The sequence below is a fragment of the Microbacterium zouquanmingi genome (assembly GCF_052266675.1).
Taxonomy (GTDB): Bacteria; Actinomycetota; Actinomycetes; order Actinomycetales; family Microbacteriaceae; genus Microbacterium.
Genome location: NZ_JBQPRA010000002.1, coordinates 514,609 through 536,620, shown reverse-complemented (window position 1 = coordinate 536,620; position 22,012 = coordinate 514,609). Strand labels below are relative to the sequence as shown.

The window sequence follows — 22,012 nt, the reverse complement described above, 5'->3', positions numbered from 1 at the left end:
AGTGAGGCCCAACCACCATGAGCAATTTCGCGTTCAACAACCCGGCGTTCCAGAAGCAGGATCCGCGCAACGTCGCCACCTACCCTGGTGCGCCCGGCTCCCAGCCCGGTGTTCAGGGCTCCCAGACTGCATCGCTCGCGCACGGCGCGGTGGATGCCGCCGCCAACGCACAGCTCGAGGGAATGTACGCAGCCCCGCCAGCCGGCGCGATCGAGACCGACCGGATGAGCGTCGAAGACACCGTCTGGAAGACTGCGGGACTCTTCGTCATTCTCCTCGTCACCGCCGCGATCGGCTGGGTATGGACCCTCGGTGGCGTAGAGGCGATCCCCGGCGCGGGCGCTTCGATGGCTCCGATGCTCATCGGCGCACTCGGCGGCTTCGTCCTTGCGATGATCATCACCTTCACCTCCCGCAAGAAGGTGCGCCCGGCGCTGATCTTCGGCTACGCAGCGCTTGAGGGACTGTTCGTCGGCGGTATCTCGGCATTCTTCGAGACCATGTACCCCGGCATCGTCATTCAGGCGACGCTCGCGACGGTCGCTGTTGTCGGTGTGACGCTCGCTCTCTTCGCCAGCGGCAAGATCCGCGCCTCGAAGAAGATGACGAAGATCTTCATGATCGCGATGCTCGGCTACCTCGTCTTCTCGGTGCTGAACCTGATTCTCATGTGGACGAACGTCCTTCCCGGCGACCAGGCCTTCGGCCTGCGCAGCATGACGATCGCCGGCATCCCGCTGGGCCTGATCATCGGTGTCCTGGTTGTCTTCATGGCCGCGTACTCGCTGGTGCTCGACTTCGATCAGATCCAGCAGGGTGTCCGCAACGGCGCACCCCGCAAGTACGGCTGGGTCGGCGGCTTCGGCATCATGGTCACCGTGGTGTGGCTGTACGTCGAGATCCTGCGCATCATCGCGATCGCCCGCGGCAGCAACTAAAGATTTTCACGGCAGAGGGGCTCATTTCTTCGGAGATGGGCCCCTCGCTCGTACCAGAGACACTCCGTCAAGGGGTTGTCTGAGAATCTCCAGCAAGAGCATGATGTGTGTACATCGTCACCAACGACGTAAAGGAGCGCATCATGAGTTTCCTCGGTTTTCTTCTTCTCGGCCTCATCGCCGGTGCGATCGCGAAGCTGATCCTTCCTGGCAAGCAGGGTGGCGGCTGGTTCATCACGCTGCTGCTCGGGGTCGTCGGAGCCATTCTCGGCGGATGGATCGGCAGCCTCCTCTTCAACCGACCACTCACTGAGTTCTGGGATCTCGGCACCTGGGCTCTCGCCATCGGTGGCGCGATCATCGTGCTACTGATCTACGGCCTCATCGTCGGCCGTGGCAACAAGGTCCGCGACTGACCTACTAGTCGGAGGCCTTCGCCTCTAGAAGGGCGCGCTCCCTGTCGTTCCCCGCGAGTTTCGCGGCGGCCACGAACTCGGAGCGCGCTTCTTCTTTTCTGCCGAGCCGCAGCAGCAGTTCGCCTCGCGTCGCGGGAAGCAGGTGGTAGCCGCGCAGCGCATCGGAGGCGGCGAGCTGATCGATGATGCGCAGAGCGGATGCTGGACCTGTTGCCATCGCCACCGCTGCTGCCCGGTTCAGTTCCACGACCGGCGACGGCGCCAGCCGCCCCAGCGCCTCATAGAGCACGACGATCCGTTCCCAGTCCGTCTCTTCAACGGAGGCTGCCACCGCATGACATTCCGCGATCGCTGCCTGGAGGCCATAGGCACCACGGCCCCTGCCGAAAGCATCCGCCCTCTCGAGAGCCGAGCGACCGCGTGAGATGCATCCGCGATCCCAACGGCGACGGTCCTGATCGGCGAGCAGGATCGGCTCACCCTGCGCGTCGACGCGCGCGGGGAAGCGCGCAGCGGTGAGTTCCATGAGGGCGAGCAGACTGTGCGCGTCGCGCTCGCGAGGCACGAGCGCTGTCAATACGCGCGCGAGGCGGATCGCCTCGTAGCTGAGGTCAGGGCGCATCCAGTCTTCGCCGCTGCTGGCCGCATAGCCCTCGTTGAAGATCAGGTAGAGCACGCCGAGAACCGCAGACAGGCGCTGCGCATACTCGTCGCGCGTCGGCACCTCGAAAGGTACCTTCGCAGCTCCCAGAGTCTTCTTGGCTCTGACGATGCGCTGCTGCACCGTGGCGGTGGGCACGACGAAGGCGCGGGCGATCTCTTCGCTCGAGAGACCGCCGATGACGCGCAGGGTCAGCGCGACGCTTGCCTCACGCGAGAGCACCGGGTGGCACGAGATGAAGATCAACCGCATCACGTCGTCATCGATGAGATCGGGGTCCCACGGATCGGTGTCAGCGCCCACCTGCGCACGCTCAAGGTCATGGGCGATCGATGCGACCCGGTCGTCGAGGCGCTCCTGGCGTCGCCACCCGTCGATCGCGCGACGCTTGGCGACCGCCGTGAGCCATGCTGCAGGGTTCCGCGGCACTCCCTCGGCGGGCCACTGCCGCAGCGCCTCGACGAGAGCATCCTGTGCCAGATCCTCGGCGAGCGCGAAGTCGCCGACCATCCGCGTCAGCGTTGCCACGATTTTCGCTGATTCGATGCGCCAGACCGCGGCGACGGTGTGCTCCGCATCTCTCGCGGAACGCACCGGCGCGTCGTCAGCTTCTGCGGTCATGTCACTGCTGCTGCGCGCGCTGCTCGGCGTCGTCGCGCCAGCCCTGTTCCTTCTGGATCCACTCGTTGTCGGCCGGGAAGTCGTCCATCCCGGTGACACGACGCACCTCGAGGAGCCCGCCCTCGATGAGAGGAGCACGGCTCGCCCACTCGATGGCCTCTTCCCTGCTGGCGACCTCGATAATCCAGAAGCCGTTGAACAGCTCCTTCGTCTCGCCATAAGGGCCATCGGTGACCAGCGGCTTCTCGGCGCTGAAGTCGACGACGAATCCTTCTGCCGCATCGGTCAGGCCTTCACCGGCGAGCAGCACGCCAGCCTTGATCATCGACTCGTTGTACGTGCCCATCGCTTCGATGACCTGCTCGAACGGGATGGTCTTATACGCTTCTACGCCTGCGTCGGTCGATCGCATGATCAGCATGTACTTCATGATTGTTCTCCTCCAGTCACCGGGCCGGTTTCGACCCTCTCACTGAAGACGTCGAACGGGAAGACCCCGGATCGACACAGAGCGAGAAAAACTATTCAGCGGCGTGCGGGAGCGTCCAGAACATCGCGCGCTGCGGCGGCGAGGGCGGCGAGAGAGCGCTCGCTGCTCCAGACAGATGCCGCAGCCGGCGCCTCGTGCGCCAGCCGCTCATACAGCGCCGGTTCAGTGAGGACGCGTGTCAGTGCGGCCGCAAGAGCGTGTTCATCACCATCGGGCACGAGGAGACCGCCGCCGGCCGCGAGAAGATCGCTCGGGCCGTACCGGATGTCGTACGAGACGACAGGGCAGGAGTGTGCGAGGGCTTCGGCGAGCGAGAGCCCCTGTCCTTCGAATGCACTGGCAGAAACCACGACGGCGGCGCGTTCGAGCACCTCTGCGGGGGTGGCCGTGACTCCGCACAGCAGCACGCGGTCACCACAGCCGAGTTCGGCGATGAGTGTCTCCAGATCCTGCTTCGAGGGACCGCCTCCCCAGATCTCGAGCGTGGAACCCGGAACGTCCGCTGCGAGGAAGGCACGGATGATGTGATCGATGCGCTTGCCCGGCGCGAGCCGAGAGAGCGAGATCACCAGGCCCGGCTCGGGTGCGCACTGCTCCCCTGCGGTGATCTCGATACCGTTGGGCATCACGATGCTGCGGATGCTCTCGCCGAAGCGGGCTGCGACATCATCGCGCTGGCGCTGCGTGGGCCAGGCCACAGCATCGAAGCGGTCCGCGAGGGCGAACCAGCGCGTCCAGAGGGCGTTCATCGGAGCATCCGGCGTGTACGGCGCCTCGAGGTGCATGGTGTGGATCGTATGGATGATTCGCACGCGCGGATCGTCCCAGTCCGCGATGAGCTCGCCGAGCTGACGGGACTCGCAGATGATGACGATCGGCCGGTCGCCGAACCCCGCTGTGAGGTGCTCGAGCCAGGCGCGGTACAGTCCGCGAAAGCCGGCCACACCGCCGACGACGCTGCCGTACTCGTCGTAGACGAGCACCGGCTCATCCGTGAGATGCCAGTCAGGATTGCCGGGGATCACCGGCAGCGCGGCGAACGGACGGTATTCGGCGTCGCGCAGCATCCGGTATTCACGAGCCTCGCGGGGCTGGGAAAGATCAGCGGATGCCGCGGTGCGCAGCCACTGCGCCGCACCGCCTTCTGGCGTGACCGCTTCATCGAAGAGGTTGCGCAGGCGAGAGGGCGCGTCGATCGCGCCGCGCTGGGTGAACATCGACCGATGCTCGGCGTGCGCCGTAGCATCCCCCGGATCGAACGTGAGCAGCGAGACGTTTACTCCGGCGCCCACCAGCGCGCGGGCGCGCGCCAATGTCGCGACCGTGTACCCGCCGTCAAGGTCGGGAATCAGTCGGCTGGAGAGGACCAGATACTCTGCATCCGGCAGAGACCTGTCCCCCACCGCGACTACTCCCACTCGATGGTCCCCGGGGGCTTGGAGGTCACGTCGAGCACTACTCGGTTGACGTCGCGCACCCCGTTGGTGATGCGGTTGGAGATCTTCGAGAGCACGTCGTACGGCAGTCGGGTCCAGTCAGCCGTCATGGCGTCTTCGCTGGAGACAGGGCGCAGCACGATGGGGTGGCCGTACGTGCGGCCGTCGCCCTGCACTCCGACCGAGCGGACGTCGGCGAGCAGCACGACAGGGCACTGCCAGATCTCGTTGTCGAGGCCGGCCTTGGTGAGCTCTTCGCGGGCGATGGCATCGGCCTCGCGCAGGATCTCGAGACGGTCGGCGGTGACCTCGCCGACGATGCGGATGCCGAGGCCGGGGCCGGGGAACGGCTGGCGGCCGACGATCGCCTCTGGCAGGCCGAGGTCGCGACCGATCTGGCGCACCTCGTCCTTGAAGAGGGTGCGTAGCGGCTCGATCAGCTCGAAGTCGAGGTCTTCGGGAAGACCGCCGACGTTGTGATGCGACTTGATGTTCGCCGTGCCAGTGCCGCCGCCGGACTCGACGACGTCGGGGTAGAGCGTGCCCTGCACGAGGAACTTCACCGGTTCGCCAGAAGCCTTGGCTTCGGCGACGAGATCGAGCTGAACCTTCTCGAAGGCGCGGATGAACTCGCGGCCGATGATCTTGCGCTTCTGCTCGGGGTCACTGACGCCCTTGAGGTGTCCGAGGAACGTGTCGGCGGCATCCACAGTGATCAGGCGCACGCCGGTGGACGCGACGTAGTCCTGCTCGACCTGCTCGCGCTCGCCCTTGCGGAGGAGGCCGTGGTCGACGAAGACCGCGGTGAGCTGGTCGCCGATGGCCTTGTGCACGAGAGCCGTCGAGACGGCGGAGTCGACGCCGCCGGAGAGTGCCGAGATGACACGCGCCGATCCGACCTGCTCGCGGATGCGGGCGACCTGCTCGTCGATGACGTTGCCGCTGTTCCAGTCGGCAGCGAGGCCTGCAGCCTTGTGCAGGAAGTTCTCGAGCACCTGCTGACCGTGGTCGGAGTGTTTGACCTCGGGGTGCCACTGCACGCCGTAGAAGCACTTCTCGTCGCTGCCGAAGGCGGCTACGGGAGTGTCGGTGGTGGAGGCCAGCACCTCGAAGCCTTCCGGGGCGCGGGACACCTGGTCGCCGTGGCTCATCCAGACGTTCTGGGTGCGGGGCTGTCCGCCGAGCAGCACGCCGCCGTCACCGGTGAGCGCAGCATCCGTCGCGCCGTACTCACGCAGGCCGGTGTTGGCGACCTCGCCGCCGAGGGCGCGCGCCATGACCTGGAAGCCGTAGCAGATGCCGAGCGTGGGGATGCCGAGGGTGAAGATCGCATCGTCGAGCGTCGGCGCGTTCTCTTCGTACACCGACGAAGGCCCACCCGAGAGGACGAGCGCGACCGGATTCTTCTCGGCGATCTCCGCAGCGCTGACGGTGTGCGGAACGATCTCGCTGTAGACGCCGGCCTCACGCACGCGACGCGCGATGAGCTGCGCGTACTGCGCACCGAAGTCGATGACGAGGACCGGGCGCTGGGCGGTGTCTGCGCTCATCGCGCTGCCTCCTGAGTGTGGGTTTCTTCAGTGCTAGAGGTCCCTGAGCCTGTCGCGGTCCCTGAGCCCGTCGAAGGGTCACGGGATGCGAGGTACGCCTTGACCTCGCGGGAGATACGAGCCTCCATGAAGAAGGAGAGCAGCGGAATGACGCCGCCGAGCGCGAGGACGATAAACCGGCTGAACGGCCAGCGCATCAGGCTCCACAGGCGGAAGATCGCGAAGAGGTACAAGACATAGAACCAGCCGTGCGCGACGAGGATCAGCAGCGAGATGTTGGTGCCGTCGCCGACGGAGATCAGCTCGCACCCCATGCCACCGGGCACGAACAGCGAGTACCACTGACATCCGTCTCCGACGATGACGTCGGCGAGCCAGAGGACTCCCCCCGATCCGCCTGCGAACAGCTCGAGGTGGATGGGGCTGTACTTCAGGATCATCTCGGCCAGCAGCAGAAGCAGCATGACACCGGTGATGATCGACGCGATCTGATAGAACTTCAGCGCCCCGCGGATCTTCGGGAAGGAGGCGACTTTCGGCTCTGGCATGGTGTTCAGTCTACCCGGGGCCGGCCGTGCGCCCGGTCGTCCTCGATCATGCCGCCGGCGGGCGGGCGAGAAGCGCCCGCCGTGCACGCGCTCGTAGCGCTGAGCGCATGAACACTATCGAAAGCATCACACTCGAAGTCGCCGACCTCTCAGCCACCGAAGCGTTCTACGCCCAGGCATTCTCGCTCGGAGACCGGCTTCGACTTCGCGAATCGGATGCCGCCGCCTCCGTGTTCCGCGGATACACGCTCTCGCTCATCGTGTCGCAGCCGGCGAACGCGCAATTGCTGCTCGACGACAGCGCTGGCCAGATCGGAGAGGCGTGCGGCCGCAGAGGGCCCGCCGGGATTGATCCCGACGGGCCGTCTGCGTCACTGCTCGATCAGAACCAGCTGGTGAGGAGGTCCCAGAGCCAGTCGAGGATCTGCCCCACGATGCCGCCGCCATGACCGCCGCCCTTGTTGACGGTGACCATGTCAGTGGCCTGGTCGCCGTCGGCCTGTGAGACGCTCACGGTGTAGCGTCCGGCGTCGGTGTTCTTCGGCACGGTGAGCGAGGCCGAGAAGGAGCCGTCATCGCCGACCACGACAGCGCCGAGGTCGATCACCTTCCCCTTCTTCGACTCGAGCGCGACCGTGACGGTCTCGCCAGGGATGAAGTCCACGCCCGAGAGACGAAGCGCCTTGCCTGCCGAGACAGTGTTGCCCTCGACCTCGATGGTTCCAGCGAACTCCTGCTCACCCGCATCCGCGATCGTGAACGGCACCTGCACACTTGTGCCCTCGGCCGTCGCGACGGTGAGCAGCTGCTCACCGAAGACTCCCTCAGGAACCGTGAACGCGAGGCTGGCGCGTCCTGCCTCGTCGGTCGTGTCGACGACGGCAGGGTCGACAGCACCGGTTGCGAGAACCGTGTCGCCGAGCGACACCGTGACCTCGCCGGGTACCGGGTCTCCGCCACTGAATGCGAGCGAGGAGAGGTCGATCGTGACCTCGTCGCCGGCGCTGTAGCCGTCAGCATCCGCGGCGCTCAGCGTCACGCCGACTGCGCGCTGAGCGAGGTCGGGTGCTGCCGTGCCGTTCGCGTCGAACCAGTCGACCATGGACTGCAGGTCGATCTTTCCGGTGTCTGCCTTGCTCGTGCCCTCTGCGAAGGTGGCGAAGTTGTCTCCACCCGCTGCGAGGAACGAGTTCGCCGCAACAAGGTACGACACCGCAGGGTCGATCGGCTCGCCGTTCAGCGTGATCGAGGTGATCCGCTCCCCCGCTGCCGCCGTCGGGTCGTAGGTGTACTGCAGACCCTCTGAAAGACCGAGCTTCAGGAACGGACGGCTCGCGCCCTCCGGCTGCCACTGCTCCTCGAGCACGCCCTTGAGCTGCGCGCCGGTGAGGTTCAGAGTGACCAGCGTGTTGGCGAACGGCTGCACCGTCGCCGCCTCGCGGAAGGTCACGTTGCCGTCGGGGTCGCTCTCGCCCGTGGAGGCGTACGTGAGGTTCGCACGGATGCCGCCGGGGTTCATGATCGCGAGATCCGCACCGGTTGCCCACTGCTGAACGTCGGCGACGAAGTTGCCGATGGTCGACTCGCCTCCGCGGTTCTCCGACCCGTCGGTCTGGCGTGCGCGGTTGAAGTCACCGGTGATGTTTCCCACCGGCTCCGCACCGAGCACGTCGGCTTCCTGCTTGGCTGCGTCGACGATGGCCTGCACCGCACCATCAGCGTCGTACAGCGGCGTGATGACGTCCTTGCCGGTGACCGGGTCCTTCTCCGTCTTCGTGAGCGGCTTGATCTCGTTCGTGATTGAGAGCAGCTCCTTCGATTCGGGGTCGACCTGCAGGTTCATCAGACCGAAATTCTCGCCGTACTGACCCGCCGAGACGACCGGGCGGCCGTCGATGACGTGGTTGTACGCGAGGTGCGTGTGTGCCGAGACGATCGCGCTGACGCTGTCATCCACACCGGCGACGATCTCGCCGAGCGCCGATTCCGGGGTGATGCTCGCGACGTCGGTCGACGTCGCACCCTCGTGCACGAGAAGGACCAGCACATCGGCCTCGCCGTTGGCAGCGTCACCGTCGGTGAGTTCATCAGCCACCGTGTTCACCGAATCGACGATGCTGCGCACCTCGAGATCAGCGATGCCCTCGGGCGACACGAGCGAATCCAGCTCTTCCGTCACCGCACCGATGAAGCCGACGCGGACACCGTCCATCTCCTTGACCCACGCGGGCGCCAGAGCGGTCTCACCGGTCTCGGTGAGGAACACGTTCGAGGAGATGTACTCCCAGTCCGCGCGCTGCTGCACCCGGTCGCGCAGGTCCTCCCACCCCTGATCGAACTCGTGGTTGCCGGCGGCGCTCACTTCGAGCCCTGCCGCGTTCAGCGCGTCGATCGTGGGGTTGTCGTCATTGATGAACGATGTGAAGGTGGATGCACCGATCAGGTCACCGGCTGCCGCGAACACGGTGTTCGGGTTCGCCTCGCGCACCGACTTCACGGCGCCGGAGAGCACTGCGGCACCGGCTGCTGCACCATCAGCCTCGATCCGACCGTGGAAGTCGTTGATCGTCACGATGTCGATGTCTACCGGTGGGATCTCGCTCGAGATTCCGACGATGACCGGGTCATGATCGCTGGAGCGGAACGGTGTGCCCGCTTCGGCTGCGCCGAACGCATAGCCGCGGTCGCTCCATTCAGGCGAGTTGATGCCCCAGACGCCCGTTCCCGTCACGGAACCGGCCAGCGACGGAGAAGCGATCGCGTGGTCGAGCGAACCGAGCTCACCGTCGAACGTGTAGGTGTACTGCCCCGCTGCGTTCGTGGGAACCAGGTCGGTCCAGCCGGCCTGCGCGAAGACGTCGATCGGGTCTTCCTTCGCATAGGCGTTGAAGTCGCCGAGCAGCAGGACGTCTTCGCTGCCGCTTGTCTCGGCGAGCTCGTCGGTGAATTCCCGCAGCGACTGCGCCTGGGCGGTGCGGTCGGCGTTGAAGTGTCCCTGGCCGTCGGCCGGCTCTGCGCCGTCGCCGGACTTCGACTTGAAATGGTTGGCGACGACCGAGACGATCCGGCCATCCATGTCGAAGGTCTGCGCGATGGGCTCGCGTGCATTGCCCCAGACCGACTCGTCGATCTGCGCTGCACTGTCGCCCACCGGCGTGACAGCGTCCTTGCGGTAGATGATGGCGCTGGTGATGACGTCCGTCTCGGTGTCGAGCAGTGCCTCAGGAGTCGGAACGTAGTCCCACACTTCAGCATCCGCGTCGGCGTTGAGGCCGTCGACGAGATCGGCGAGCGCGACATCTGCCGTGCCGTCGCCGAAGTGGATCGAGTTCTCGATCTCCATCAGAGCGACCACGTCGGCGTCGAGCCCGTTGATCGCGGTAACGATCTTCGAACGCTGGACATCGAAGAACCCCTGGTTCTTCGCGCCGCGGGCCAGAGGGTCGTCTTCGCTCATCGTCGTGAAGTAGTTGAAGACGTTGAAAGCGGCGACCTGCACGTCACCGCCGACTTCCGGAGCCGTCTGCGGGCGCGGGTTGTCGGTCGTGAAGGCCGCCTTGTATGTCGCATCGCTCGCGTCATCGATGGGGATGACCGGCTGCAGACGCCAGTCATCGAAGCCGTACTGCAGCACGTAGCCGGCCTCGGCGAAATCGACGACATCGCCGTTTCGAACGACGACGTCTTCGGTGAAGTACGGCTGCTCTCCCGGATGCGCGTTATTGCTGACCTGCACGCTGTAACCGTCGTCGAGCAGCACGCGGTCCGCGCGGTTGGCGGCGACGATCGCGTCAGCCTCCGCACCGGGACGAGTGACCTCTGTGCTCTTGACGTTGAGGTCCCCGGGGTTCAGCCACAGCGTGCCGTAGTTGTAGAGCTGGTGGCTCGAGGCCACCCGGTAGGTGCCAGCGGGCGCGACGAGCATATTCTCGTACGCTTCGCGGTCTGCCCCGACGACTGTTTCGGCGAGTGCCGTCGCGGCAGGCGCTCCGACGCCCGCGGTGACGACCGTGACGTCTGTGACTGCAGACGGTGAGATCTGCGTCTGTCCGTAGTTCTCGCCGGCGACGCCGGTCACCGAGACGAGGTCGCCGATCGCGAGCTCAGGAGCGAGAGCGTTCAGGTAGACGAAAATGCCATCGGATGCTCCGGGCGTGGCGTCTGTGTCTCCTCCGCTGCCTGCGGTCTGGATCGAGATGCCCTGGTAGCCGCCGGTGCGGTAGTCGCCGGTGACGATTCCCTCGACCGTGACTGTCTGCCCGGCAAGGGGTGTGGCGTCGCCTGTGCCCTGCACGTCGGCGATCGACACCGCGACGGGCTCAGTGGGCTCCTCTGGCTCTTCCGGCTCTTCCGGATCCGTCGTCCCGGTTCCCTGCGGTGTGATCGTCGCCGACAGGCTGAAGTCGGCCGAGTTGTCGTCGGTGTCGACGCCATCGGCGCGGTTCAGCGACTTCACGTCCTGATTGTTCGCAGGGGCGGTGGCGGGGGCGGTCTCGAAGGTGTTCGAACCGCCGTAACCGAGCAGGTCGACGACACCGTCGGCGCTGACGATCGAGCCCGGGGTGAGAGCCGCCGCCGAGGTCCCCTGCACGAGCGCGAGGGTCCCTGTCGTGCCGCTGGGCGAGAGGCTGCTGGTCTGGTCAGGGGTCGGCAGCGCCGCACCCGCGGTGCCATTGCTCCCGCCCTGCACGAGGAAGTATCCGCCAGCGGGGATCGTGCCGGAAAGAGCGATGACGCTGTTGAAGTTCCCGGTTCCCGTCGCGGAGCGATACTGCAGCGACATGCCATCGAGGACGATGTCTGCATCTGTCGGGTTGTAGAGCTCGACGAACTTGTTCGTGAACGCGGCACCGGCGCTTCCGCCGGAGAGATAGGCCTCGTTGATCACGACACCAGTGGCGTCTGCTGCCGCGAAGGCAGGTGAGGCGATGAGCGTTCCAAAGCCCATCGCGCATGCGGTGGTCAGCGCGAGAGCGCCGATGCGCCCCCGTCTGCGTGAAATCGATGATGCAGCGTTGGGTGCTGCACCGTAGGGGGTGGACATCATGCGGTAGTACTCCTCGACGTCGACGTATACACGGCTCCTTGGTCAGGCACCGCGGAGGTGGACGGCCGCTCGCATCAGCGCGAGTGCCCCTTCTACCTCAGAGCGAGTCTATGAACTGGATGAGACATTCTCGAGGGAATTCGAAGATCGCTCACCGGAAGTTCTCCTGCGCGTTGCCGTCAGAGCGCGGAGCCGGTGCGCTCTTCGAACTCTTCGACCTCGAGCTGCCAGCGGTCCTTCGCCAGGCGGTACCAGATGTAGAACGCGAATCCGGCGAAGACCGCCCACTCGATCGCATAGAAGACGTTGAGCCAGTTCACGGGGGAGAGTTCGTGCGGCGCGGGTGAGACGATATCGACCAGCCCGTCGGGAGCCGTCGTCGACGCGAGATACGGCCGGTACATCGCAAGCTGTTCCGTGTCGTGCCACTGGCCGAGCAGCATCGCGGGAGACATCCTGCTCATCCCGAAGGGTTCGTCCGTCGTCGGCAGTGCGGGGCCCTCATCGGAGATGATGCGGCCGGTGACGTCCACCTCGGTGCCTGCCGCGCTCTGCTCAAGGGCAGCCGCCGCAGCATCCGCACTCTCGCGGTCGGGTGCCCACCCGAGTGCGACGGCGATCGACGTGCCCTCGGCAACCCGGAGCTGCCCGGTCACCCAGTAGCCGGCCACGCCTTCATCAGAACCGTCGCCCTCGTTGAATCGCGACGAGACGACGAGGAAGTCGCCGCCGATCCACGTGCCAGCGGCCTCGACCCGCTGGCCGACCAGCGGCTCAGGGAGGTACTCGCCCGGCTGCACCACGGCAGTGAGGGCGCGCACGTCCTCGGTGATGCCCGCGGGCGGCGGATCGGTATCGATGGCGCGGTCGAGCTGCCACTGGCCGAGAAAGGCGAAAACGCCTGCCACGACGAGGCATGCGCACAGCACCGCGATCCAGCGGCCACGCAGCATGACCTCGCGAAGAGTCGGGGGGAACTCCGGGATCGTCACGAGTACTCGACGCAGCTCACGACTCGTACGGAGCGAGCACGACCTCGACGCGCTGGAACTCCTTGAGGTCAGAGTATCCGGTCGTGGCCATCGACTTGCGCAGCGCCCCGATCAGGTTCGCGGTGCCGTCGGCGACCGGAGCCGGGCCGTACAGGATCTCTTCGAGCGTCGCGATGCCGGGCGTCTGCACGCGGCGACCGCGCGGCAGCTGCGGGTGGTGCGCTTCAGGACCCCAGTGGAAACCTCGTCCAGGAGCATCCGTCGCGCGAGCCAGCGCGACGCCGAGCATCACTGCATCCGCACCCATCGCAAGCGCCTTGACGATGTCGCCGGATGTGCCGACTCCTCCGTCAGCGATGACGTGCACGTAGCGTCCGCCCGACTCGTCGAGATAGTCACGACGCGCGGCGGCGACGTCGGAGACGGCCGTCGCCATCGGCGCGTGGATGCCGAGGGTCGCGCGAGTCGTGGATGCCGCTCCCCCGCCGAACCCGACGAGCACGCCCGCCGCGCCCGTGCGCATGAGGTGCAGAGCAGTCGTGTAGGTGGCGGCACCGCCGACGATGACGGGAACGTCGAGGTCGTAGATGAACTTCTTCAGGTTCAAGGGCTCAGCGACGCTGGAGACGTGCTCGGCCGACACCGTGGTGCCGCGGATCACGAACAGATCAACGCCTGCGGCCGCGACGGTGTCGTAGAGCTCCTGGGTGCGCTGCGGGGTGAGGGATCCAGCAACCGTCACACCGGCCTCGCGGATCTCTGCGAGGCGTGAGGTGATGAGTGCGGGCTTGATCGGCTCGGAGTACAGCTGCTGCATCCGGACGGTCGCCTTCGCGTCCGGCAGCGCGGCGATCTCGGCGAGCAGCGGCTCGGGATTCTCGTAGCGCGTCCACAGTCCTTCGAGGTCGAGGACGCCTAGGCCCCCGAGCTTGCCGAGCATGATCGCAGTCTCGGGGCTGACGACCGAGTCCATCGGAGCGCCGATCACCGGAGTGTCGAACGAGAAGGCGTCGATCGCCCATGCTGTCGAGACGTCTTCGGGATTGCGGGTTCGCCGAGACGGCACCACCGCGATGTCGTCGAACGTGTATGCGCGACGCGCGCGCTTGGCCCGACCGATTTCGATGTCCATGCTCACGAGTCAAGCCTACCCGCAGCGGCTCACGAGCACGCCGTACGGGCCGAGCATCGAGTCATCCGCTGCGCTTGCGAGCACGGGTTCGGCCTTCGGCATCCCGCGCGGACGCGAGATCTGCCGATCGGTGAGGTTGACTTCGATGAGCCATTCGTCCTCTCCCTCGCCCCCGGTACGCACCCACGCGAAGCAGTCGCGCGAGCGCGGGGCGAGAAAGCGGATGCCGCCGGCGGCGAGCGCCCGATGCTCGCGGCGCAGCCGGATCAGGTCACGGGTGAAACTCCACACCGAGTCCGGTTCGTCCATCTGCTCGGCCACGGTGAAGCCGATCGAGTTCTCATTGCCTGCCTGCCACGGTGCGCCCGTCGTGAATCCGGAATGAGTCCCCGGCTCCCACCGCATCGGCGTCCTGGCGTGATCGCGCGCACCGGGCAGCACCTGCGCGAACGCCTCGGCATCGCTGTGCCCCGCCGCCCGTAGCTCCGCGTGGCGGTTGCGCGACTCCACGTCGCGGAGCTCGTCCAACCCCGCGAAATCCTGATCGATCGCACCGATCTCCTGCCCCTGGAACAGGAACGGCACCCCGCGCAGCATGAGCTGGATGGTCGCGAGGGCCTTGCCCACCGCGGTGCGCAGCCGCGGGTCGTCGGCTCGCGCGCCCAGCACTTTCGACAGCATCCGCGGATTGTCATGATTGTCGAAGAACAGCGCAGCGTGATCGCCAGGGCCGAGCCGCGTCAGCAGCTGGGTGTAATAGGTCTTCAGGTACCGGAGGTCGTAGGAGTAGTCATCCCAGCGGATGCGCCCCGGCATCTCGAGCACGTCGAAGTTGAACACCAGATCGAGTTCTGCGCGTTCCGGATCGCTCAGCAGACGCCCCATCTCGATCCCGACGCCGGGGGTCTCCCCCACCATCAATCCGTCCAGCGCCCCACCACCGGTGAAGCCCGCGGTACGCAGTTCGTGCAGATACTCGTGCAGTCGCGGGCCGAAGAAGTAGTTCTCGATGCCGAAGAAGCCCATCAGGCGCCCGATCGCCTCATTTCCGTCCGGGAGGCCGGCGCGCTTGGAGATGTAGTTGATGACGTCCATCCGGAAGCCGTCGATTCCCCGGGCCCGCCACCATCGGACGATGTCTGCGACCTCGGCGCGGACCGCCGGGTTCTCCCAGTTCAGATCCATCTGCTCCGGTGCGAACAGGTGCAGAGCCCAGCGCTCCGCTTCGGGAATCCACCGCCATGCGCTGCCGCTGAAGAACGAGGTCCAGTTATTCGGCGGCGCACCGGACCCGTCTTCCCCCGGCGCCCCGGGTCGCAGGTGGTAGTAGTCGCCGTAGGGCCCGTCGGGGTCGGCGATGGCCGCCTGGAACCATTCGTGCTGCGCGGAGGTGTGATTGACGACGAGGTCCAGGATGATCCGCATGCCTCGGTCGTGGCATCCGGCGATGAGCTCATCGAGGTCGGCGAGAGTGCCCATCTCGGTCATCACGGCGCGATAATCGCGCACGTCGTAGCCCATGTCCTCGTTCGGCGAATCGAAGATCGGCGACAGCCAGACGCAGTCCACGCCGAGATCGTGCAGGTAGTCGAGTCGGTCGATGATCCCTCGGAGGTCTCCGATCCCATCGCCGTCGGAATCCTGGAACGAGCGCGGATACACCTGGTAGAAGACGGCGCTCTCCCACCAGCTCCTTTTCGCCTGTTCATCGGATCCGGTCGCCTGTCCGATGCGCTCCGGATGCTCCGCCAGGATGTGCGCGAACGCATCGGCGACCCCCGGGCCGATGAGGGGCGCGGCGAGCGTGCCGAGCGTGCGGAGGCGGAGGTTGGCGACGAGAGGGTTGGTGACCCAGCGCGGCGAACGCCCCAGCTGCAGCAGGATCTTGTCGACGGCGTCCCGTCCGACCGGATGCGCGTACACGTCTCTGAAGCGGATGCCGGCGTCACGACGCGCCATCGGGTAGCTCCTCCGCTTTCTCGCGAAGCCGCAGATCGGCGACGATCTCGGCATACCGCGTCTCGTCCAGCCGGTACCGCCGGGCGAGCACCAGCCAGCTCACGACGACCAGAACCAGCGGAACCGCCAGCATCGCGATCTTGAACGCCAGCGCACCGGCGTCGGTGACGTCGGCAGCGCTTCCGGCCTCATTGATGCCGGAGACGATGAGGGTGATGCCCACGGCACCGGATGCCAGTGCACTGGATGCCTTGTAGATGAAGGGCTGCAGCGAGAAGGTGATCGACTCGTTGCGACGACCGAGTTTCCACTGTCCGTACTCGACCGAGTCGGCGATGAACATCATCATCAGCAGCTGGATGAACGCTTGACCGGCGAACAGCAGGAGACCTGCGATCCCGATGAGCAGCATCGAGGTGCCTGCGAGCAAGAACACCGCGTACCCGACTGCGCATGACGCGGTCGCCAGCAGGTGCACGCGGCGGCGACCCAGACGCGCCGAGGCGAGAGGGAACAGCAGCAGCCCGCCGATCTGGCTGACGCCGAGGATCGCGGCGAACATCGGATACATTCCCACATCGCCGTAGATATAGGTGAAGTAGTACAGACCGAGGCTCGCGGTGATCGTGTACCCGGTCATGAACAGCACCATCGCGAGAGTCACCCAGAGGAGCTGGTCGTTGCGGCCGATCACCGCGAAGAGCTCGCGCAACGGGGTGTGCACCCGCTCGCCGGCGACCTGCTCTTTCGTGGTCACGAGGGTGATGGTCTGGAAGACCAGCATGAATACCGCCACGACGACGGCCAGCGTGAGCCAGGCCGACTGCGCCGAGCCGAGCATGCTCTCCAGCGCAGACGTCACCGGAACGATGGCGATGACGACGCCGAAGATCCCGATGTTCGCGCACACCCGGGCGATGACTCCGATCCGCTCGCGCTCGACCTGATTGCGCGACAGCGACGGGAGCATCCCGTAGTACGAGATGTCATTGACCGTGTAGGCGACCTCCCACACCAGGTAGACCACGATGAACACGACGACGAACCACGGGCCGTCGACCCCCCAGTCGGAGAACATCACCACTGTCGCGCCAGCCCACGCCAGTGCACCGCCCGCGATCCACGGTTTGAATTTTCCCCAGCGGCTACGCGTGTTGTCGACGACCAGGCCCATCACCGGATCGTTGATCGCATCGAAGAGCCGCATCACCACCAGCACAACCGTGATCGCGGCGAGGACAGCGTTCGAGATCTGGACGACCTCGGTGAGATACACGATGAGGAACATCGTGACCATGGTGGCTGCCATGTCCCGGCCGAGCGTGCCCAATCCGAACCCCCACGCGTTGCGCCGGGAGGGGCCGGTGCGTGGGGGCAGGACGACGTCGGCTGCGCTGCCGACGGCCACAGGTTCCGTCATCGCGCCAGCTTAGTGGCGCCCTGCCGCCGTCGCGGTGGCGCCCTGGCACCTCAGGCGAGGACGCTCGAAACCGGCACCGGGTTCGCGAAGACATCGAGGACCGGGCAGTGTTCGTCGACGACCCGTCGAAGGTTCGCGTACTCCTCGGCGGTGTTCGGCCCGGCGATATCGATCTTCAGTCGCACATCGTGGAATCCGGCGCGTCCCGACCCGTCGATTCCGAACAGCCTGCGCGCGTCGAGGTCGCCCTCCGCGATGATCTCGATCTCATCGATCGTGAGGCCCAGCGACTGCGCGTACAGGCGGTAGACGACGACCTGGCACGAGACGAGGGCTCCGAGCGCATACTCGACCGGGCTCGGAGCTGCGTCGTCTCCGGCGAGAGCTCCGGGCTCATCCACGAGGAAACGGTGTCTGCCGGCCTGCACCTCTGTGGCCACCGATCCCACACCGCGCCCGCTGACCCGGTAGGTGAGCGCGGCGTTGCCCACATCGCGCGCGATGCGCTGGGTCCATGCCGTACCCGCGTCGGTCAGGCGCTCGTTCCGCTCAGCGGGCGTGACGGATGCGACGGTCTCTGCCTGTTCCTGAAAAGCCTGTTCCTGAAAAAGAGTCATGACGCGACCGTAGCCACGGCATCCGCTCGCTCGCGGCGACCGCGTTACATGCCGTCATCACCCGTCATCGGACGCAATAAAGCCCCCGCGCACACGAAGGGTAGCGACTACTTCTTGTAGTTGGGCGCCTCGACCACGATCTGCACGTCGTGCGGGTGCGATTCCTTGAGTCCTGCGGCCGTGATGCGCACGAACTTGCCGCGGGTCTTCAGCTCTTCGATCGTGCGTGCACCGACGTAGAACATCGACTGCCGAAGGCCTCCGACGAGCTGGTACGCCACCGCGGCGACAGGGCCGCGGTAGGGCACCTGTCCCTCGATGCCCTCGGGGATGAGCTTGTCGTCGCTGGGCACATCCGCCTGGAAGTAGCGGTCCTTCGAGTACGAGGTCTGCTTGCCGCGCGTCTGCATCGCACCGAGCGATCCCATTCCGCGGTACTGCTTGAACTGCTTGCCGGACTGGAAGACGATCTCTCCGGGCGACTCGTCGGTGCCGGCCAGAAGCGAGCCGAGCATGACAGCATCCGCACCGGCGACGAGCGCCTTGGCGATGTCACCCGAGTACTGCAGACCGCCGTCGGCGATCACGGGGATGCCGGCGGGACGCGCGGCGAGGGATGCCTCGTACACAGCGGTTACCTGCGGCACGCCGACACCGGCGACGACGCGGGTGGTGCAGATGGATCCGGGGCCGACGCCGACCTTCACCGCATCCACACCGGCTTCGATGAGCGCCTGCGCGCCCTCGCGGGTGGCGATGTTGCCGCCGATGACGTCGATGTGCGCGAACGACTCGTCTGCCTTGATGCGCGTGACGAGGTCGATGACGCCCTGGGACTGGCCGTTGGCGGTGTCGACCACGAGGACGTCCACACCGGCGTCGCGCAAGGCCTCAGCGCGCTCCCACGCGTCGCCGAAGAAGCCGATCGCAGCGCCTACGCGGAGGCGCCCCTGCTCGTCCTTGGTCGCGAGGGGGTATTTCTCACTCTTGTCGAAGTCCTTGATGGTGATGAGACCGGCGAGCTTGCCGTTGTCGTCGATGAGCGGCAGCTTCTCGACGCGGTGCTTCGCGAACAGCGCGATGACCTCGCCGGCTGCCACGCCCACGGGCGCCGTCACGAGGCTCTCACTGGTCATGACGTCCTTGACGAAGGTCGTCGGGCGCTCGAACGCGGAGACAAACCGCATGTCGCGGTTGGTGATGATTCCGACGAGCCGGCCTTCTTCATCGACGACGGGAAGGCCCGAGATGCGGTACTTCGCACACATCTCGTCGACCTCTTCGACCGTCGCACCCGGCGATGTGGTGATCGGGTCGGTGATCATTCCGGATTCGCTGCGCTTGACACGGTCGACGTGCGTGGCCTGGTCAGCGATGGAGAGATTGCGATGCAGGATGCCGATGCCGCCCTCGCGTGCCATCGCGATGGCCATGCGGGACTCAGTGACCGTGTCCATGGCGCTGGAGAGGAGAGGTGTCGCGACCGAGATGCGGCGCGTGATGCGAGAGGAGGTGTCTGCCTCGCTCGGGATCACATCAGTGTGCCCGGGAAGAAGAAGGACGTCGTCGTACGTGAGTCCGACGAAACCGAAGGGATCGTGCTGGTCCATGAATGATCCTCCTGCAGGCGTGGTGTTCTACCAATTCTAAGGGCGCGGATGCCGGGAAAATTCCCAGAACGGCATCCACTGAGCACTTCGCGCAGCCCACCGTTTCTATAACGACACACCGAACAGTGGCGTGAAACCGAGCCGAGACATTACGCTCAAAGCGTCGTTCATCACAGCCGATGCGACCCGAAGCCTCGGCACCCCTCGGACGACAAGGGAGGTTTCGTGGAACTGACGACCAGCCACAGACGCGGGCGCATACCGTGGGTGATCGCCCTGGTGAGCTTCCTGCTCGCGGCAGCGATGCTGTTCATGGCAGCACCTGCTTCATTCGCCGATACCGGTGACGGAGAGACGGACACCACGACGGCGTCCCCCAGCGATTCAGGCAGCGACGAGCAGGAGGTCACAGACTTCTTCTTCGCCGGAGTCATCAAGTACAACGCAGACCCCCTGCCCGGGGTCGCTGTCTCGATCGAGGGCAACGGCTTCGAGGCCGAGACCGAGACCGACGACACAGGGCGCTGGACGCTCTACGTCCCCGAGAAGGGCGAGTACGAGCTCACCGTCGATGAGTCGACCCTGCCGGATGGAGTCATCGTCGAAGGCGACTCTGCCTCGCAGGATGTCGAATTCGGGCTCGGCAACCGCGTCATCGTCAACCTATTCCTCGGTGAGGGCGTGCGCGAGACCACGAGTTTCGTCGACCAGCTCGTAGAGCGGATAATCAACGGCCTCAACTTCGGCCTGCTGCTCGCCCTCGCAGCGATCGGCGTCTCGCTGATCTTCGGAACCATGAACCTCACCAACTTCGCCCATGCCGAGATGGTGACGTTCGGCGCGGTGATGGCGGTGGTCTTCGGCGTATCCCTGGCGATACCGATGTGGCTGACGATTCCACTCGTCGTGATCTCCGGCGCGATATTCGGCTATCTGATGGATGTCGGCCTCTGGAAGCCCCTGCGAAAACGGGGAATGGGAATCATCCCGCTCATGATCGTGAGCATCGGATTCTCGTTCGCGCTGCGATACGTGTTCCTCTTCTTCTTCGGCGGCGGCACCGTGCAGCTTCCCAACGCGGGCGCTCCGAAGATCGAGATCTGGGGCCCGATCAGGCTCAGCTCGATCGACATGATGTCGATGGGACTCAGCATCGTCGTCCTCGTAGCCGTCGCATTCTGGCTGTTGCGCACCCGCACGGGCAAGGCGACGCGAGCGATCTCCGACAACCCCTCTCTTGCCGCGGCATCCGGAATCAACGTCGACCGGGTCATCCGGATCGTGTGGATCCTGGCATCCGCTCTCGCCGCCCTCGGCGGCATCCTGTGGGCGTATTTCCGCCCCGGCGTCCGCTGGGACATGGGCGTGCACATCCTGCTGCTCATCTTCGCGGCCGTCTGCCTCGGCGGCCTCGGAACGGCCTTCGGCGCGCTGATCGGCTCGATCATCGTCGGCCTCCTCGTCGAGGTCTCAACGCTGTGGCTGCCCTCTGACCTGAAGTACGTCGGAGCGCTGGCCGTCCTCATTCTGGTGCTGCTGTTTCGACCACAGGGCATCCTCGGTCGAAGAGAAAGGATCGGTTGATCATGGACTGGGGAGCAATCTTCGGAAACACCGCATCCTGGATGCTGAGCCCGACCACCATCGCCTATGCCATCGCGGCGACCGGGCTTGCCGTCCACTTCGGCTACGCCGGACTGCTCAACTTCGGTATGGCCGGATTCATGGCGATCGGTGCGTACAGCTACGCGATCTCGATCCTGACGTTCGGTCTGCCGTGGTGGGTGGGCATCATCGTCGGCATGGTGATGTCGACGGTATTCGCCTTCATCCTCGGCATCCCGACTCTGCGGCTGCGCGCTGACTATCTGGCCATCGCGACGATCGCCGCGGCCGAGATCGTGCGCCTGCTGTTCACCTCGACTGCGTTCGAGGAGCAGACGAACGCCGCTGACGGCCTCGGCGGCTACCACGCAGGGTTCCGTGCGGCCAATCCCTTCCCCGAAGGCACCTACGGCTTCGGCCCCTGGACCTACAACGCCAGCCAGCTCTGGGTGCGCGTGTTCGGTCTGCTGGTGCTCGCGGCGTGCATCTACCTGGTGTGGGCGCTCATGCGCAGCCCATGGGGACGGGTGCTCAAGGGAATCCGCGAGGACGAGGACGCCGTGCGCTCGCTCGGAAAGAACGTCTTCTCATACAAGATGCAAGCGCTGGTCATCGGTGGAATCATGGGTGGCCTCGGCGGCGCCGTATTCGCGCTGCCATCGGCGGTGGTGCCGGCGAGCTACACGACGTCGCTGACGTTCTTCCTCTGGACGATCCTGCTACTCGGTGGAGCAGCAACGGTCTTCGGGCCGGCGCTGGGAGCGGTGATCTTCTGGGTCATCATGGCGTTCCTCGAGGGTGTGCTGCCGAGCTTGGCAGCGCAAGGCATCCTTCCGATGTCGGCGATCCAGGCGGCAACACTCCGCTTCGTGATCGTCGGGGTCGCACTCATGCTGCTGGTGATCTTCCGCCCGCAGGGACTCCTCGGAAACAAGAGGGAGCTGACCTTTGTCAAATAACTCTGCAGAGA

At 65.7% G+C, this 22,012-nt stretch carries 17 protein-coding genes; 5 read left to right on the top strand and 12 right to left on the bottom strand.

Annotation, left to right across the window (positions count from 1 at the left end):
• Positions 1–17 precede the first annotated feature (17 nt).
• Entirely contained in the window at positions 18–938 is a 921-nt protein-coding gene (locus ACTU6V_RS06600) for a Bax inhibitor-1/YccA family protein (RefSeq protein WP_443467367.1), read from the top strand.
• 143 nt (positions 939–1,081) lie between these two features.
• A complete protein-coding gene (locus tag ACTU6V_RS06595; protein WP_443467368.1) occupies positions 1,082–1,354 on the top strand; it encodes a GlsB/YeaQ/YmgE family stress response membrane protein in 273 nt (90 codons plus the stop codon).
• Between the two features lie 4 nt (positions 1,355–1,358).
• Here the strand turns inward: ACTU6V_RS06595 and ACTU6V_RS06590 are convergent, their stop codons facing one another.
• The 5 genes from ACTU6V_RS06590 to ACTU6V_RS06570 form a co-directional block, all read right to left on the bottom strand.
• Positions 1,359–2,636 (bottom strand): RNA polymerase sigma factor, encoded by a 1,278-nt coding sequence (locus ACTU6V_RS06590; RefSeq protein ID WP_443467369.1) that lies wholly within the window; start codon positions 2,634–2,636, stop codon positions 1,359–1,361.
• Between the two features lies 1 nt (position 2,637).
• Positions 2,638–3,066 (bottom strand): YciI family protein, encoded by a 429-nt coding sequence (locus tag ACTU6V_RS06585; RefSeq protein ID WP_443475271.1) that lies wholly within the window; start codon positions 3,064–3,066, stop codon positions 2,638–2,640.
• A gap of 95 nt (positions 3,067–3,161) precedes the next feature.
• The gene (locus ACTU6V_RS06580; RefSeq protein ID WP_443475270.1) at positions 3,162–4,529 is read right to left on the bottom strand and encodes a glycosyltransferase; all 1,368 of its coding nucleotides are present in this window, start codon (positions 4,527–4,529) and stop codon (positions 3,162–3,164) included.
• Positions 4,530–4,534: 5 nt separating this feature from the next.
• Positions 4,535–6,112 (bottom strand): glutamine-hydrolyzing GMP synthase, encoded by a 1,578-nt coding sequence (gene guaA, locus ACTU6V_RS06575; protein ID WP_443467372.1) that lies wholly within the window; start codon positions 6,110–6,112, stop codon positions 4,535–4,537.
• Positions 6,109–6,660, bottom strand: coding sequence for a DUF3817 domain-containing protein (locus ACTU6V_RS06570; RefSeq protein ID WP_443467373.1), 552 nt, complete (start codon positions 6,658–6,660; stop codon positions 6,109–6,111). The genes guaA and ACTU6V_RS06570 overlap by 4 nt, the downstream gene beginning before the upstream one ends.
• A 107-nt stretch (positions 6,661–6,767) precedes the next feature.
• On the opposite strand from ACTU6V_RS06570, the gene ACTU6V_RS06565 reads away from it, so the two are divergent.
• Entirely contained in the window at positions 6,768–7,109 is a 342-nt protein-coding gene (locus ACTU6V_RS06565; RefSeq protein WP_443467374.1) for a hypothetical protein, read from the top strand.
• Here ACTU6V_RS06565 and ACTU6V_RS06560 read toward each other — a convergent pair.
• The 7 genes from ACTU6V_RS06560 to guaB all read right to left on the bottom strand — a co-directional run bounded on the left by ACTU6V_RS06560 (position 7,043) and on the right by guaB (position 19,437).
• Complete coding sequence (locus ACTU6V_RS06560) at positions 7,043–11,707, bottom strand: ExeM/NucH family extracellular endonuclease (RefSeq protein ID WP_443475269.1); 4,665 nt, start codon at positions 11,705–11,707, stop codon at positions 7,043–7,045. The two genes, ACTU6V_RS06565 and ACTU6V_RS06560, sit on opposite strands and share 67 nt — an antisense overlap.
• A 179-nt stretch (positions 11,708–11,886) precedes the next feature.
• On the bottom strand, positions 11,887–12,660 hold the full coding sequence (locus ACTU6V_RS06555; RefSeq protein WP_443467898.1) for an SURF1 family protein: 774 nt from the start codon (positions 12,658–12,660) through the stop codon (positions 11,887–11,889).
• Positions 12,661–12,715: 55 nt separating this feature from the next.
• Positions 12,716–13,831 carry a GuaB3 family IMP dehydrogenase-related protein gene (locus tag ACTU6V_RS06550; protein WP_443467899.1) on the bottom strand — a complete coding sequence of 372 codons (1,116 nt, stop codon included), beginning with the start codon at positions 13,829–13,831 and terminating at the stop codon, positions 12,716–12,718.
• A 15-nt stretch (positions 13,832–13,846) separates the two neighbouring features.
• Entirely contained in the window at positions 13,847–15,790 is a 1,944-nt protein-coding gene (locus ACTU6V_RS06545; RefSeq protein WP_443475268.1) for an alpha-glucosidase, read from the bottom strand.
• Complete coding sequence (locus ACTU6V_RS06540; RefSeq protein WP_443475267.1) at positions 15,777–17,210, bottom strand: glycoside-pentoside-hexuronide (GPH):cation symporter; 1,434 nt, start codon at positions 17,208–17,210, stop codon at positions 15,777–15,779. The genes ACTU6V_RS06545 and ACTU6V_RS06540 overlap by 14 nt, the downstream gene beginning before the upstream one ends.
• A 50-nt stretch (positions 17,211–17,260) precedes the next feature.
• A complete protein-coding gene (locus ACTU6V_RS06535) occupies positions 17,261–17,827 on the bottom strand; it encodes an OsmC family protein (RefSeq protein WP_443475266.1) in 567 nt (188 codons plus the stop codon).
• Positions 17,828–17,934: 107 nt separating this feature from the next.
• Entirely contained in the window at positions 17,935–19,437 is a 1,503-nt protein-coding gene (gene guaB, locus ACTU6V_RS06530) for an IMP dehydrogenase (RefSeq protein WP_443467379.1), read from the bottom strand.
• A 225-nt stretch (positions 19,438–19,662) separates the two neighbouring features.
• On the opposite strand from guaB, the gene ACTU6V_RS06525 reads away from it, so the two are divergent.
• Entirely contained in the window at positions 19,663–21,021 is a 1,359-nt protein-coding gene (locus ACTU6V_RS06525) for an ABC transporter permease subunit (protein WP_443475265.1), read from the top strand.
• A 2-nt stretch (positions 21,022–21,023) separates the two neighbouring features.
• Complete coding sequence (locus ACTU6V_RS06520) at positions 21,024–22,001, top strand: branched-chain amino acid ABC transporter permease (protein ID WP_443467381.1); 978 nt, start codon at positions 21,024–21,026, stop codon at positions 21,999–22,001.
• Positions 22,002–22,012 lie beyond the last annotated feature (11 nt).